The sequence below is a fragment of the Xenorhabdus eapokensis genome (assembly GCF_001908105.1).
Genome location: NZ_MKGQ01000010.1, coordinates 57,991 through 72,539, shown reverse-complemented (window position 1 = coordinate 72,539; position 14,549 = coordinate 57,991). Strand labels below are relative to the sequence as shown.

Annotated in this window: 10 protein-coding genes; 3 read left to right on the top strand and 7 right to left on the bottom strand. The window is 41.1% G+C overall.

Features of this window, described 5'->3' with window-relative positions; genetic code table 11:
• Positions 1 to 336: 336 nt before the first annotated feature.
• Together cls and Xedl_RS09180 are read left to right on the top strand one after the other, a co-directional pair.
• Complete coding sequence (gene cls / locus Xedl_RS09185; RefSeq protein WP_074023512.1) at positions 337 to 1,797, top strand: cardiolipin synthase; 1,461 nt, start codon at positions 337 to 339, stop codon at positions 1,795 to 1,797.
• Positions 1,798 to 1,947: 150 nt separating this feature from the next.
• On the top strand, positions 1,948 to 2,277 hold the full coding sequence (locus tag Xedl_RS09180) for an HI1450 family dsDNA-mimic protein (protein WP_074023576.1): 330 nt from the start codon (positions 1,948 to 1,950) through the stop codon (positions 2,275 to 2,277).
• Between the two features lie 102 nt (positions 2,278 to 2,379).
• Here the strand turns inward: Xedl_RS09180 and oppF are convergent, their stop codons facing one another.
• From oppF to Xedl_RS09150, 6 genes are all read right to left on the bottom strand, one after another.
• Entirely contained in the window at positions 2,380 to 3,381 is a 1,002-nt protein-coding gene (oppF, locus tag Xedl_RS09175; RefSeq protein WP_074023511.1) for a murein tripeptide/oligopeptide ABC transporter ATP binding protein OppF, read from the bottom strand.
• Positions 3,378 to 4,376, bottom strand: a complete 999-nt coding sequence (oppD, locus tag Xedl_RS09170) for an ABC transporter ATP-binding protein (RefSeq protein ID WP_074023510.1) — start codon at positions 4,374 to 4,376, stop codon at positions 3,378 to 3,380. Before oppD ends, oppF begins: the two co-directional genes overlap by 4 nt.
• A gap of 9 nt (positions 4,377 to 4,385) precedes the next feature.
• The gene (gene oppC, locus Xedl_RS09165; RefSeq protein WP_074023509.1) at positions 4,386 to 5,294 is read right to left on the bottom strand and encodes an oligopeptide ABC transporter permease OppC; all 909 of its coding nucleotides are present in this window, start codon (positions 5,292 to 5,294) and stop codon (positions 4,386 to 4,388) included.
• A gap of 14 nt (positions 5,295 to 5,308) precedes the next feature.
• Entirely contained in the window at positions 5,309 to 6,229 is a 921-nt protein-coding gene (gene oppB / locus Xedl_RS09160; protein WP_074023508.1) for an oligopeptide ABC transporter permease OppB, read from the bottom strand.
• Between the two features lie 81 nt (positions 6,230 to 6,310).
• Positions 6,311 to 7,954, bottom strand: a complete 1,644-nt coding sequence (gene oppA, locus Xedl_RS09155) for an oligopeptide ABC transporter substrate-binding protein OppA (protein ID WP_074023507.1) — start codon at positions 7,952 to 7,954, stop codon at positions 6,311 to 6,313.
• Between the two features lie 120 nt (positions 7,955 to 8,074).
• Positions 8,075 to 9,715 carry an ABC transporter substrate-binding protein gene (locus Xedl_RS09150; protein ID WP_074023506.1) on the bottom strand — a complete coding sequence of 547 codons (1,641 nt, stop codon included), beginning with the start codon at positions 9,713 to 9,715 and terminating at the stop codon, positions 8,075 to 8,077.
• Between the two features lie 1,018 nt (positions 9,716 to 10,733).
• Here Xedl_RS09150 and adhE point away from each other — a divergent pair.
• Positions 10,734 to 13,397, top strand: coding sequence for a bifunctional acetaldehyde-CoA/alcohol dehydrogenase (gene adhE, locus Xedl_RS09145; protein ID WP_074023505.1), 2,664 nt, complete (start codon positions 10,734 to 10,736; stop codon positions 13,395 to 13,397).
• Positions 13,398 to 13,525: 128 nt separating this feature from the next.
• Here the strand turns inward: adhE and Xedl_RS09140 are convergent, their stop codons facing one another.
• Entirely contained in the window at positions 13,526 to 14,122 is a 597-nt protein-coding gene (locus Xedl_RS09140) for a thymidine kinase (protein WP_074023504.1), read from the bottom strand.
• Between the last annotated feature and the right edge of the window lie 427 nt (positions 14,123 to 14,549).

Below are 14,549 nucleotides of genomic sequence, written 5' to 3'. Positions count from 1 at the left end.
TATTCTTAATCCTCACCATTCGCGATGTCAACCAATCACCAATCTACTTCATGGTTCTGGCATAATGGTAAATTGTTCTAAATAATCAGATTAATAACCATGATCAGCCATTCATAATTTATTCGTATCAAATTGCACATATTGCATGCATTTCATGAAGTCAAAGTAGTCGTTATAAGTAGCTAAATAGTAATGGTATTTATCTAATTATCGCTTTTTTGCTAAAATTGCTCTCTGTTCAATTAATGATATTATGTTGATGGTTTGCCCAAATTTCTAAAAACTTGCGGTAATGACCACATAAAATACCTAAATAAATAGGATTGATTGCCACGTATGACAACTTTCTACTCTGTACTGAGCTGGCTGGCGATTTTCTTCTACTGGCTGGTTATTGCCGGTATCACTATTCGAGTTTTGATGAAACGTCGTCCTGTGACATCAGCAATGACGTGGTTACTCATCATTTACATTCTTCCTTTAGTCGGCATCGTTGCTTATTTATCATTCGGTGAATTGCATCTTGGTAAACGCAGGGTTGAGCAAGCCAGACAAATGCGTTCCTCTGTCGCCAAATGGTTAGCCGAGTTAAGAAATTCCCCTCAAATTTTTGCCGATGAAAACAGTGAAGTTGCTACTCCGCTGTTTCAACTGTGTGAGCATAGACAAAAAATCAAAGGTGTCAAAGGCAATAAAATGCAACTCATGACATCTTATGATAACTCACTAAAAGCGATTGTTCAGGATATTGAAAACGCCAAATATAATATCGAAATGGTGTTCTATATATGGCAATCCGGAGGGCTCGTTGATCAGGTCACAGATGCCCTGATGCAAGCTGCCAAACGCGGTGTTAAATGTCGAATCATGGTGGATTCGGCAGGAAGCTGGCAATTTTTCCGCAGCCCTTATCCTGATATTATGCGAAAGGCTGGTATTGAATTTGTCGAATCGTTAAAAGTTAATATTTTCCGTTTATTCTTGCGTCGCATGGACTTACGCCAGCATAGAAAAATTATTCTGATCGATAATCATATTTCATACACCGGCAGCATGAATATGGTTGACCCTCGTTTTTTTAAACAAGATGCTGGAGTCGGTCAATGGGTCGATATCATGGTGAGAATGGAAGGCCCTGTTACGACAACACTGGGGATCATTTACGCTTTTGACTGGGAAATGGAAACAGGACAGCGCCATCTCCCTCCTCCGCCTGACGGTGTCACCATGCCTTTTGAACAAACCAGTGGTCATATAGCTCAAGTTATTGCTTCCGGGCCAGGATTCCCTGATGAATTGATCCAACAATCCTTGATGACTGCCATTTTTGCTACCCGCAAACAACTTATTCTTACTACCCCATATTTTGTTCCCAGCGATGATTTAATGCATGCGATTTGCACTGCGGCTATGCGTGGTGTTGATGTCAGCATCATCGTGCCAAGACAAAATAACTCATTTCTTGTTCGTTGGGCCAGCCGTGCGTTTTTTTCGGAATTGCTGGAAGCCGGTGTGAAAATTTATCAATTTGAAGATGGTTTGTTACACACCAAGAGTGTTTTAGTCGATGGGCAGCTCAGTATGGTTGGTTCGGTCAATTTAGATATGCGCAGTTTGTGGCTGAATTTTGAAATTACAGTGGTCATTGATGATGAACACTTTGGTAATGATTTAACACTGGTTCAACAAGACTATATTATGCGTTCAACATTGCTTGAAAACAATAAATGGGAAAAACGTCCTGTGTGGCATCGTATCCTTGAACGGGTCTGTTACTTTTTCAGCCCTCTTTTATAATTCAGGATAGGAAACAGAGTGACCAGTCATTTTCTCAATACGAATCGTTTCATCATGAATAAAAGTATTCATTCAATACAGAACATGTTTTAATTTCATCTTGTGATTAATCTCGGATCTTGCATCATGGAAAATCAACCAACACATTCTATGCAATTAGACTTAAATAACCGCATGAGTGAAGATGAAGCGCTTGAAAAAGCTTATGATATCTTTTTGGAACAAGCGCTTTCTAATCTCGATCCGGCTGACAGCCTATTGTTTAATTTGCAATTTGAAGAACGGGGCGGTGTTGAATTAGTAGAACCTTCAGGAGTCTGGCTTGAACATGTTGATTTTGATTTGGACCCAGACTTTTTTTCAGAAGTCATTATTGGCTTGGCTGAATCAGATGATGCCGAAATTGATGATATCTTTGCCCGCGTCTTGTTTTGCCGGGAAAAATCTCACCCCATCTGCCATATCCTGTGGAAGAAATAGCGCCCCTTTCCAATCTATCTCCCTGACCGATATAAAAATGCCCTTATTGTGAGGGCATTGAGTGTAAATATGTGACAGTGTCACATGGATGAACACCATTAATTAGAGTGGATCAACCTTGAGACATGACACCGCATGTTTAAAGCTACCCTCAAGCAACGGCCGAGTCTTAGCACATTCAGCATCGGCCATTGGGCAACGAGTACGAAATACACATCCAGACGGGGGATTAATCGGTGAAGGCAGTTCTCCCTCCAGCAACTCAATATGTTTATTACGCTCTTTATCGGGATCAGGGATCGGCACCGCCGACATAAGTGCCCTCGTATATGGATGCAATGGATTATGGTAAACCTCATCATAAGTGCCTAATTCTACTGCATTGCCTAAATACATCACCAATACGCGGTCTGATATATGTTTCACTATTGATAAGTCATGAGCAATAAATATCAGGGAAAGTCCCATCTCCCGCTGTAATTCCTGCAACAAGTTAACGACCTGAGCCTGAATGGAAACATCCAGTGCTGAAACCGGCTCATCACAAATAACTAATTTCGGTTCCAGAATCAAAGCACGGGCAATGCCAATACGCTGGCACTGGCCTCCAGAGAATTCGTGAGGATAACGGTTTATCAGGTTAGGCAATAACCCTACCCGCATCATCATCTTTTGCACTTTTTCTTTTACTTCCCCGTCTTTCATTTTGGGATGATACGTTCTCAATGGCTCCGCAATAATATCACCAATCGTCATACGCGGATTCAGCGATGCCAAAGGATCCTGGAAAATCATCTGGATATCATTGCGAATATCCCGCCACTGCCTGTCATTCATATCCAGCAAATTTTGACCAAGCCAGGTGACGGCACCGCCAGACGCTTTCACCAAGCCAATAACAGCTCTGGCAAGGGTTGATTTTCCGCAGCCAGATTCTCCCACCACGCCCAGTGTTTCGCCTTCATATAACCTTAAGGTCACACCATCAACCGCTTTTAAGGTTTTTGCCGGCTGCCAGAACCACTGTTTCCCATCTTTAATATCAAAATAAACTTTGAGATCGTCAACTTCCAATAAGACACGTTTTTCAGTTATGGCGCTCATACTAATTCCTCCTGGCGTTTAAAGCAGGCACGCAAGCGCCCAAAACCAAATTTCTCTAACTGTGGATCTTCACGAGCACAACGCTCAGAAGCAAATTGACAACGTGGCCGGAATGGGCATCCTTTTGGCAAACGCAATAAGTTAGGAGGATTACCTTGAATCGTTTCCAATGACTCCTCATCACCATCCAGACGGGGAACTGCATTCAATAACCCGATAGAATATGGGTGGGTAGGCTGATAAAATACGTCACGCGCCGTACCATATTCCATCGTTCTCCCTGCATACATCACTAATACTTTGTCACAAATGCCAGCAACCACGCCCAAATCATGGGTAATCATAATGATGGCAGTGTTAAACTCTTTTTTTAGTTCGTTAAGCAACGTCATGATCTGCGCCTGAACAGTGACGTCCAATGCCGTTGTCGGTTCATCGGCAATCAACAATTTAGGCTGACACAATAACGCCATCGCAATCATGACCCGTTGACGCATACCACCAGAAAATTCATGAGGGTACATTTTCATACGCTTACGAGCCTCTGGCATCTTGACGGCATCCAGCATACGAATGGATTCCTCAAAAGCCTCGCTTTTACTCATACGCTTGTGCAGCATTAATACTTCAGTTAATTGATCACCCACTCGCATATAAGGGTTAAGCGAAGTCATGGGATCTTGAAATATCATTGAGATCTCTTCTGCCCGCATCCGGTTTAGCTCTTTTTCTTTCAGGTTGAGGATCTCTCGCCCATTGAAATTAGCAGAACCACTGACAGAGCCATTGCTAGCCAATAACCCCATTAATGCAAATGCCGTCTGCGATTTGCCAGAGCCAGATTCTCCCACAATGCCCAGTGTTTCTCCGGCTTGTAAGTCAAAATTCAATTTATTTACGGCAGTCACATTGCCGTCAGGAGTGCTGAATACGACATTTAGGTCTCTTACCGATAAGAGTGATTCAGCATTTTTCGAAGTTTCTACGCTATTCATAGGCTCTCCTTAACGGTCTTTCGGGTCGAGGGCATCTCGCAGGCCGTCACCAATAAAGTTAAAACAAAACAGGGTCATTACCAGAAAGCCCGCCGGAAATAACAACAACCACGGAGCTACTTCCATTGAGTTAGCACCATCACTTAATAAAGCGCCCCAACTACTGAGAGGTTCCTGAGTTCCCAAACCAAGGAAGCTTAAGAAGGATTCAAACAAGATCATGCTAGGTACAAGTAATGAGGCATAAACCACCACAACACCCAATACGTTTGGTACGATATGGCGCAAAACGATATTACGGGTAGAAACCCCACAAACCAACGCTGCTTCGATGAATTCCTTGCGTTTTAAACTCAATGTCTGACCACGGACGATACGTGCCATGTCCAACCACGACACCATGCCAATTGCAACGAAAATCAACAGGATGTTTTGACCAAAGAAAGTAACCAGAAGGATAACGAAGAACATGAATGGGAAAGAGTTGAGAATTTCCAACAAACGCATCATAACCATGTCAGTTTTGCCACCAAGATAGCCTGACATCGCACCATACAAAGTACCAAATAACACGGCAATTAAAGCTGCGGCAATCCCAACCATCAATGAAATACGTCCTCCAATGGCAACACGTACCAGCAGGTCACGCCCTGATGAATCGGTGCCAAGATAGTGTTTGGATTCAAAATCAGGCGGCATTGTCATCATATTCCAATCTGTATCATCGTAAGCAAATTGGGACAACATCGGGGCTAAGATCACAAATAATGTGATCAGTAATAGAATACATAAACTCGTAATCGCCGCTTTATTATGCATAAAACGGCGACGTGCATCCTGCCACAAACTGCGGCCTTCAATTTCCAGTTGCTCAGAAAAGTTTTCCAGAGCTTCGCTATTTTTTTTATTCAGTAACATTGCGTGCTCCAGTTTTAATAACGAATTTTCGGATCGATGACGGCATACAGCACATCAACGATGGCATTAAACATAATGGTCAAACTCCCCACTAGAATGGTCAAACTGAGTACCAGTGAGTAATCACGGTTTAATGCGCCATTGACAAACAATTGTCCTAAGCCAGGTAAACCGAAAATAGTTTCGATAACCATTGAACCCGTAATGATGCCTACGAACGCAGGTCCTAGGTAAGAGATAACGGGTAATAAGGCAGGTTTTAACGCATGACGGAAAATAATCTTTCGCAATGGCAAACCCTTGGCTCGTGCCGTACGAATAAAATTGGAATGCAAGACTTCTATCATGGAACCGCGGGTAATACGGGATATACTGGCAATATAAGAGAGGGAAAGTGCAACCATTGGCAAGAGCATATATTTAGGTGCTCCACCATTCCAGCCTCCTCCCGGCAACCATTTTAATGTGATGGCAAATATCAACACTAATAAAGGAGCGACCACGAAACTGGGGATCACAACCCCTGTCATGGCAAACCCCATCACCGTATAATCCCATTTGGTATTCTGATTCAATGCTGCAATAACGCCTGCACTGACCCCAAATATGACTGCCATAATAAAAGCAGCAAAGCCCAATTTAGCAGAAACAGGTAGCGCTTCTGCAACCAGATCATTGACACTGTAGTCTTTATATTTGAATGAAGGACCAAAATCCCCTTTGGAAAGCTGGATTAAGTAATTGAAATATTGTTTATAGATAGGATCATTTAGATGATATTTCGCTTCAATATTTGCCATAACCTCTGGCGGTAGCTTCCTCTCCCCTGTAAATGGGCTACCCGGAGCAAGCCGCATCATAAAAAACGAAATAGTAATAAGTATAAAAAGAGTCGGGATCGCCTCTAAGCAGCGACGTAAAATAAATTTTAACATTGCCCGTTCCTACTGTTTAGCCAAACCGTGGCTTTTAATTATTTAACAAGCAGGTGACCCTACTAGATCACCTGCTAATTCCTAATGTTTTATTATGTACAGATCTTTAGTATGCAGGTTTTCCAATGGATCTTTACCGGTATAACCACCTACATAAGGTTTCACTAAACGGGTACTCGCATAGTAAAAAAGAGGAACTATCGCAGAGTCTTTGTCCAATACAGCATTTGCCTTGGCATAGACCTCCGCACGTTCTTCATCTGTTTTGACTTGCAGCGATTGTTTCATCAAGGCATCAAATTCTTTGCTCTTATAGTGAGCGGTGTTATTGCTGCTGTTAGATAACATAGAGTTCAGGAAAGAGGACGCTTCGTTGTAATCCGCACACCACCCTGCACGGGCAATGTCGTAATTACCCTGATGGCGGGAATCAAGAAAAGTTTTCCATTCTTGGTTTTCGAGGGAAACCTCAACACCAATATTCTTTTTCCAAATGGATGCCGCGGCAATGGCTAATTTTTTATGTAGATCAGAAGTGTTATACAAAAGATTAATTTTCAGAGGATGATCTTTGGTAAAACCAGCTTCTGCCAAGAGTTTTTTCGCTTTTTCATTACGCTGCTGCTGATTCAACTTAGCATACCAGTCTGGTTTCTCATCTTTGAAGTCAGCAATAAAGGGGGGAGTATAACCATAGGCAGGTGAGTCTCCCTGATTCTTGACCTTATAAGTTATGATATCGCGATCCATACCTAATTTCAGTGCAGTGCGCACACGGGGATCATCAAATGGTGGTTTCTGGTTATTTATTTCATAATAATAAGTACATAAATATGGGTTTACACGCAACTGTTCGGGAATTTCTTTTTTTAGTTTTTGAAATAGTTCGACTGGTAAGTTGGTATAAGTCATTTCAATTTCGCCAGCGCGATAGCGATTAACATCCGTAACTTCAGACGAAATAGGCAAGAAAGTCACTTGATTAATGACTGTGTTTTTATCGTCCCAATACGTTGGACTGCGTTCGAAAACAAGGCGTTCATTGATCACCCAGCTTTTCAGTTTATAAGCGCCATTACCAACAAAATTCTGTGGTTGTGTCCATCTTTCACCATATTTTTCAATTGTTACTCGATGGACGGGAGATGTTGTCGGGTGAACAAATAATCTGACTAGATAAGGAACTGCTTCACTAAGTGTTAATTGCAATGTATGGTCATCTAATGCCTTAACGCCCAGTGCTTCCGGTTTCTGTTTACCTTTGATGACATCGTCGACATTAAGAATATGGGCATATTGAAGAAAACTTGCATAGGGGGACGCGGTATTTGGATCTGATATACGGCGCCAGCTATAGACAAAATCCTGCGCAGTGACAGGGTCACCATTTGACCATTTTGCATCTTTACGCAGATGGAATGTCCAAACTTTGAAATCCTTATTTTCCCAACTTTCTGCAACTCCCGGTATAATTTTACCATCAGGATCATTGATCACCAGAGTTTCAAACAAATCACGGGCGATGTTAGATTCCGGTACGCCTTCGATTTTATGTGGATCCAATGATTGGGGTTCCGAGCCATTGTTGCGAACCAGCACCTGTTTTGCAGCATCTGCAAGTTGCACGCCAGCAGGCACTTGCGCTGCAAAGGCCTGCCCTCCGATTATCATGCCTAGTGCTACCGTAATGCCAGTAGCCAGTTTTTTCTTTGTTGTGTTTATCATCTTATTCTCTCCAATTGATATTATTTGACCCATTAAAGTCATGTCCACGCATTGGGATGGTTAATCCGCATCCAAAAGGAACTATTTTATTTACGGTAAGATAATATTTCGTGGAAATGATTAATCATTCACCTTTTTAATATATAAATTCTTTAGATCAACATAATCCATGGGATCTTTTCCTGTCACTCCCCCAACTGTCGGGCGAATAAGGCGCACACTGACGCGGTAATAAACGGGTATCAGACCTGAATCTTTATCAAGCTGAGCTTCAGCTCGCTGATAAAACGCCTTACGTGTAGCGTCATCTTTGGCTATCAGGGCATGGTTGAGATAGTTATCAAAAGTCTTACTGTGATAAAAAACGGTATTGTTACTGCTAGTTGACAGCAACATATTCAGGAAAGAAGAAGGTTCGTTATAATCGCCACACCATGTTGCCCTCGCGACATCATAATTCCCTTGATGGCGGTTCTGGAGCGAGGTTTTCCACTCCTGATTTTGCAACATAACTTTTGCGCCAATATTTTTCTGCCACATAGAAGCCGCAGCGATGGCTTGTTGTTTGTTTTGCTCGGATGTGTTGTACAACAAGGTAAACTTAAGAGGATTACTGGCATCAAAACCTGCCTCTTTCAACAATTCCCTTGCCCGTTGATTACGCTGTTCCTGGGTCCAGCTTGCCCATGCGGGATTAATGGACAAGCCGCCGCCAATATAAGTGGGAGTAAATCCATACGCCGGAATTTGTCCCTGCGCCATAATTTTTTCAGTAATGATATCTCGATCAAGACTCAGTTTTATGGCTTCACGCACCCGTTTATCTTTAAATAGTGGCTTCTGATTATTGATTTCGTAGTAAAACGTGCACAAATAAGGTGAAACTTGCAATTGTTCTGGGATATCCCGTTTCATTTTTTGGTATAAATCAGGAGGGATTGCATTGTCAGTGATATCAACTTCCCCGCTACGATAGCGATTAACATCACTAACGCCTGAGACAATGGGCAGGAAAGTGCCTTTTTCAATGATGGTTTCTTTATTGTTCCAATACTGGGGATTACGCGTTAAAACAATTCGCTCATTGACCACCCAATCCTTCAATGTATAAGCACCATTGCCAATATGGTGTTCTGGCAAGGTCCATTTATTCCCCCATTTTTCAATGATATCCTGTCTGACGGGTTTCATCGCTGTATGACTCAACATATCCACCAGATAAGGAACTGGCTGGCTGAGTGTTATCTGGAAACGGTGATCATCCAGCGCTTTAACGCCTAATTGTTCCGGTGATTTTATTCCTTTCAGAATATCGTCAACGTTTTGAATATAAGCATATTGCAAGTAACTGGTATAAGGTGACCCTGTGCTTGGATCAGCAAGCCGACGCCAACTGTAAACAAAATCCTGTGCAGTTACAGGCTTACCATCACTCCATTTGGCGTCGTTACGTAAATAGAATGTCCATACCTTATAACCTTCATTCTCCCATCTTTCTGCCACACCAGGTACGGTTTCACCATTTGGCCCAGTCGTTACCAATCCTTCCAGCAGATTACGGATAATGGCAGTTTCTGGAGCACCTTCAACTTTATGAGGATCCAATGAAGTGACTTCGACACCATTGTTAATGGTGATTTCTTGTTTTTCGGCTAGTGTAACTCCTGCCGGAACAATTGCAGCAATGCTCTGTGTTGCGGGAAAAGATAATAAAACGATACTTGAAATCAACTGACCTAACTTTGATGTTTTTTTTCTCATATTTCGCTCCAAGTTATAAACAGTAAATGAATCGTTTTTAATCTACTAACTCCAATAATTTACTTATTTCGTTAACAAATGGTAATTAACCTACTAAAAAACCATACCCACACAATAATTGTTATTTGATTTTTATAATAAATTTATTAAATCATTAATATTATTGGTTACCCCTGTATGCAATATATTCGCAAAACTAATGTAATGTAATGATAATAATAGATTTTGTTATTTTATCCTCCGGCAACATTCATAGAATATTATCAAAAGAGAAAATAAACATTATTTTAACAAAATGCAATCATCACAGAGTAAAAGTCCATCTTCATCACAAAACAACAATACAAGGCACTGGTTAGATAAGGTGATGAATCGTAAAACAGTGTAAAAAATCACAGTATTATTTTAAGAAAATCACTGATTAAAAAAGAATAAAATATGAACAATGGTTCAAGGAAAGTTTCAAGAAAATTACGCAGAAATGAGGTTATCGGCCGATTACACTTTAATGGGTTATTTATTAGTTAATTTCTCTCTGTTTGAGAATAAAATTTCATCTTTTTTCATTAAATTTTAAATAAATACATAAGTTATTCTTGTTATATCACAGTAACCCAAGAAACAAGGCTAAGCCCTAATCTCAGGAATATTAATAATCCTCCTAATTCGAGTAATCATATTAATACTCTCTCACCGCAAGGTTAATAAATTGTATTTGTGCAATTAAATAATCAACTGATACTTCTTTCTTCAAAAAGAATAGCTGAATTGAGTCAGCTTAATGTTTTCATGATCTAAATCACAATACGAATGCCTGTAAATGGTAAGCTGTATTCAATGTAGAATTTCAAGGAAAGTCACTATTCCTATATTAATCATTTTGTTAAGTAATTTCTTAAGGCAATTAGCGGTATATAAGATTAAACGCAGACGATTAATCTCATAACATTATTTAATAAGTTAATAATCTCGCAGCTAATTTCCCTAAAAAATTTAACATCTGTCAGGAGTAATTTTTATGGCTGTAACTCACGTCGCAGAACTTAATGAATTAGTTGCTCGCGTAAAAAAAGCCCAGCATGAATTTGCTAATTTTTCTCAGGAACAAGTTGACCGAATTTTTCGGGCTGCTGCCCTGGCCGCTGCTGATGCCCGTATTCCACTGGCAAAATTAGCCGTATCTGAATCAGGCATGGGAATTGTGGAAGATAAAGTGATCAAAAATCACTTCGCTTCAGAATATATTTATAACGCTTATAAAGATGATAAAACTTGCGGCATCTTATCTGAAGATAATACTTTCGGTACTATCACTATCGCTGAACCTATTGGCCTAATTTGTGGCATTATTCCAACAACAAACCCAACATCCACTGCCATTTTCAAAGCGCTTATCAGCCTGAAAACCCGTAATGGTGTTATTTTTTCCCCTCATCCACGAGCCAAAAAAGCGACCAACAGAGCAGCAGAAATTGTCTTAAAGGCAGCCGTTGAAGCAGGCGCACCAAAGGATATCATCGGCTGGATAGATGAGCCTTCCGTTGAACTTTCAAATGCCTTAATGCACCACCCTGATATTAATCTTATTTTGGCAACAGGCGGCCCCGGCATGGTGAAAGCAGCGTATAGTTCAGGTAAACCCGCTATTGGTGTCGGTGCTAGCAATACTCCTGTCGTGATTGATGAATCAGCCGATATCAAACGTGCCGTTGCATCAATCCTGATGTCTAAGACGTTTGATAACGGCGTGATTTGTGCTTCAGAACAGTCTGTCATCGTCGTTGATTCTGTTTACGAGCAAGTCCGTGAACGTTTCTCAACTCACGGTGGCTATCTTCTTCAGGGAAAAGAGTTAAATGCCGTTCAAAATATTATCTTGAAAAACGGCAGCTTAAATTCAGCGATTGTTGGTCAGCCAGCAACAAAAATTGCAGAAATGGCCGGTATCAATGTACCTGAAAGCACCAAAATTCTTATTGGTGAAGTTACTCTGGTAGGTGAAGCTGAGCCTTTTGCCCATGAAAAGCTATCACCTTTGCTTGCCATGTACCGTGGTAAAGACTTTGAAGATGCAGTTGAAAAAGCCGAGAAATTGGTTGAGATGGGGGGGATTGGACATACGTCATGCCTCTATACCGAACAAGATAATCAGGCGGAGCGTATTAAATACTTTGGCGACAAAATGAAAACCGCACGTATTTTGATCAACACGCCTGCGTCTCAAGGTGGTATCGGAGACTTGTACAACTTTAAGCTCTCCCCTTCGTTGACGCTGGGCTGTGGTTCATGGGGAGGCAATTCTATTTCTGAAAATGTTGGGCCAAAACACCTGATCAATACAAAAACCGTCGCCAAAAGAGCCGAAAACATGTTATGGCACAAACTTCCAAAATCAATCTATTTCCGCCGCGGCTCTCTGCCCATTGCATTGGAAGAAGTCGCTACCGATGGGACTAAACGTGCTTTTATTGTGACAGACCGTTTCTTATTCAATAACGGTTATGCCGATCAGGTTATTAATGTCCTGAAATCTTATGGTATTGAAACTGAAGTGTTCTTTGAAGTTGAAGCAGATCCAACGTTAAGCATCGTTCGCAAAGGCGCTGAGCAAATGCATCTGTTTAAACCTGATGTCATTATTGCCCTTGGCGGCGGCTCTCCGATGGATGCAGCTAAAATTATGTGGGTGATGTATGAGCATCCAGAAACACATTTTGAGGAACTGGCTTTGCGCTTTATGGATATCCGTAAACGGATCTATAAGTTCCCGAAAATGGGTGTAAAAGCGAAAATGGTGGCTATTACCACCACTTCAGGCACCGGTTCAGAAGTCACCCCTTTCGCGGTGGTTACCGACGATGTAACTGGACAGAAATATCCTTTGGCAGACTATGCGCTTACCCCCGACATGGCGATTGTCGACGCAAACCTAGTCATGGATATGCCGAAATCGCTATGTGCTTTTGGTGGCTTGGATGCAGTAACCCACGCACTGGAAGCCTACGTTTCCGTTTTAGCCAATGAATATTCTGATGGGCAAGCACTGCAAGCCCTAAAACTATTGAAAGATTACCTGCCCGTTAGTTACCATGAAGGGGCAAAAAACCCCGTTGCCCGCGAACGTGTCCATAATGCAGCCACTATAGCCGGTATTGCCTTTGCTAATGCATTTCTGGGAGTATGTCACTCTATGGCCCACAAACTTGGCTCTGAGTTTCATATCCCACATGGCTTAGCTAATGCACTGTTAATTTGTAATGTAATTCGCTACAACGCCAATGATAATCCAACCAAACAGACTGCCTTTAGCCAATATGACCGCCCACAAGCGCGACGTCGCTATGCGGAAATTGCAGATCATTTGGGGTTGACCACATCAGGTGATAGGACTGCTGCCAAAATTGAAAAACTCTTGGCTTGGCTGGAAGAAATGAAATCTCAGCTAGATATCCCTGCATCAATTCGCGAAATAGGTGTACAAGAAGCTGACTTCCTGGCAAAAATCGATAAGCTTGCAGAAGACGCATTTGATGACCAATGTACCGGCGCAAATCCGCGTTACCCATTAATTTCTGAATTGAAACAACTACTGCTGGATTCTTTTTATGGCCGTAAATTCACCGAAGAGAACAAACCACAGGAGGCAGTAAAATCAAATAGAAAAAATAATAAGAAAGAATAATAAATGATAGACTGATGGCTGTAACTTAAAAGGCGCCGGGACACAACTCAGCGCCTTTTTATTATTTTATTTTCTGGCCTACCTTAATCTATATAGCTTTATGTTTCTCAATTACCACTGGCAACGTATTAAACCTTTTTGGCCTTGGCTTCACGAATAACGTCAGTATAATGCCTGCGACACACAGAGACGTATTTTTCGTTACCACCAATATCAACCTGAGCACCATCGTACATAACGTTGCCATCGCTGCCAAAACGAAGTACACGGCTGGCTTTTCTCCCGCAATGACAAATTGTTTTCAACTCGACCAATTTATCTGACCACGCGAGGAGATATTCACTACCGCTGAATAACTCACCCTGAAAATCTGTCCTTAAACCATAACAAAGAACAGGGATATCATCATAATCTACAATTTCACAAAGTTGCGCGACATGTTCTTTCGTTAAGAATTGGCATTCATCAATCAAAACGCAATGGACTTTTTCTGCCTCATTTTCTTCTCTGATAAGCTCAGCAATATTTGTTTTTGGTGAAAACAACAACGCTTCGGCCGATAAGCCAATACGGGAACTGACCTTTCCTTTACCGAATCGAGTATCGATTTCTGCCGTAAAGATCAGCGTTCTCATTCCTCTTTCGTTATAGTTATAGGAAGACTGCAATAAGGAAGTTGATTTCCCTGCATTCATGGCAGAATAATAAAAATAAAGCTGAGCCATTGGCCTGTACGTCCTCTTTCTTGTCAAATTTAATCAGGCGATATAACAGCAGCAGTTTACCATAAACTCTGGTTGAGATTATCCTTGTTATTGCCAAATGCGAGGTAACAGAAACAAATTAAAATAAATAAGAGAAAATTATTTTCATGATAATCATCACATTTGCGCATATAAAATCAGCACCACAAGTACGTTCTGCATGCCAAATGAACAAAATTAACATAAAAAGAAAATAGTTATTTTTACCCTCATCCTTTGAATATTAATAATCATAGTGGTTTACTTTTGTTCAATTAACCCACTATGATCATAACTAATGGATTACCCATAAAAAACTTTCATCTCACACTTACTCTCAACTTATTTCCAGCAAAACAGTTAATGTTTCTTACGGATCGACTATAAATTAGTTTTTTACCCTATGTTT

Excerpts from the sequence above, each read along its gene's own strand:
- oppB (WP_074023508.1), bottom strand. The coding sequence starts at position 6,229 with ATGTTAAAATTTATTTTACGTCGCTGCTTAGAGGCGATCCCGACTCTT.
- oppA (WP_074023507.1), bottom strand. The coding sequence starts at position 7,954 with ATGATAAACACAACAAAGAAAAAACTGGCTACTGGCATTACGGTAGCA.
- Xedl_RS09180 (WP_074023576.1), top strand. The coding sequence starts at position 1,948 with ATGCAATTAGACTTAAATAACCGCATGAGTGAAGATGAAGCGCTTGAA.
- cls (WP_074023512.1), top strand. The coding sequence starts at position 337 with ATGACAACTTTCTACTCTGTACTGAGCTGGCTGGCGATTTTCTTCTAC.
- Xedl_RS09140 (WP_074023504.1), bottom strand. The coding sequence starts at position 14,122 with ATGGCTCAGCTTTATTTTTATTATTCTGCCATGAATGCAGGGAAATCA.
- adhE (WP_074023505.1), top strand. The coding sequence starts at position 10,734 with ATGGCTGTAACTCACGTCGCAGAACTTAATGAATTAGTTGCTCGCGTA.
- Xedl_RS09150 (WP_074023506.1), bottom strand. The coding sequence starts at position 9,715 with ATGAGAAAAAAAACATCAAAGTTAGGTCAGTTGATTTCAAGTATCGTT.
- oppC (WP_074023509.1), bottom strand. The coding sequence starts at position 5,294 with ATGTTACTGAATAAAAAAAATAGCGAAGCTCTGGAAAACTTTTCTGAG.
- oppF (WP_074023511.1), bottom strand. The coding sequence starts at position 3,381 with ATGAGCGCCATAACTGAAAAACGTGTCTTATTGGAAGTTGACGATCTC.
- oppD (WP_074023510.1), bottom strand. The coding sequence starts at position 4,376 with ATGAATAGCGTAGAAACTTCGAAAAATGCTGAATCACTCTTATCGGTA.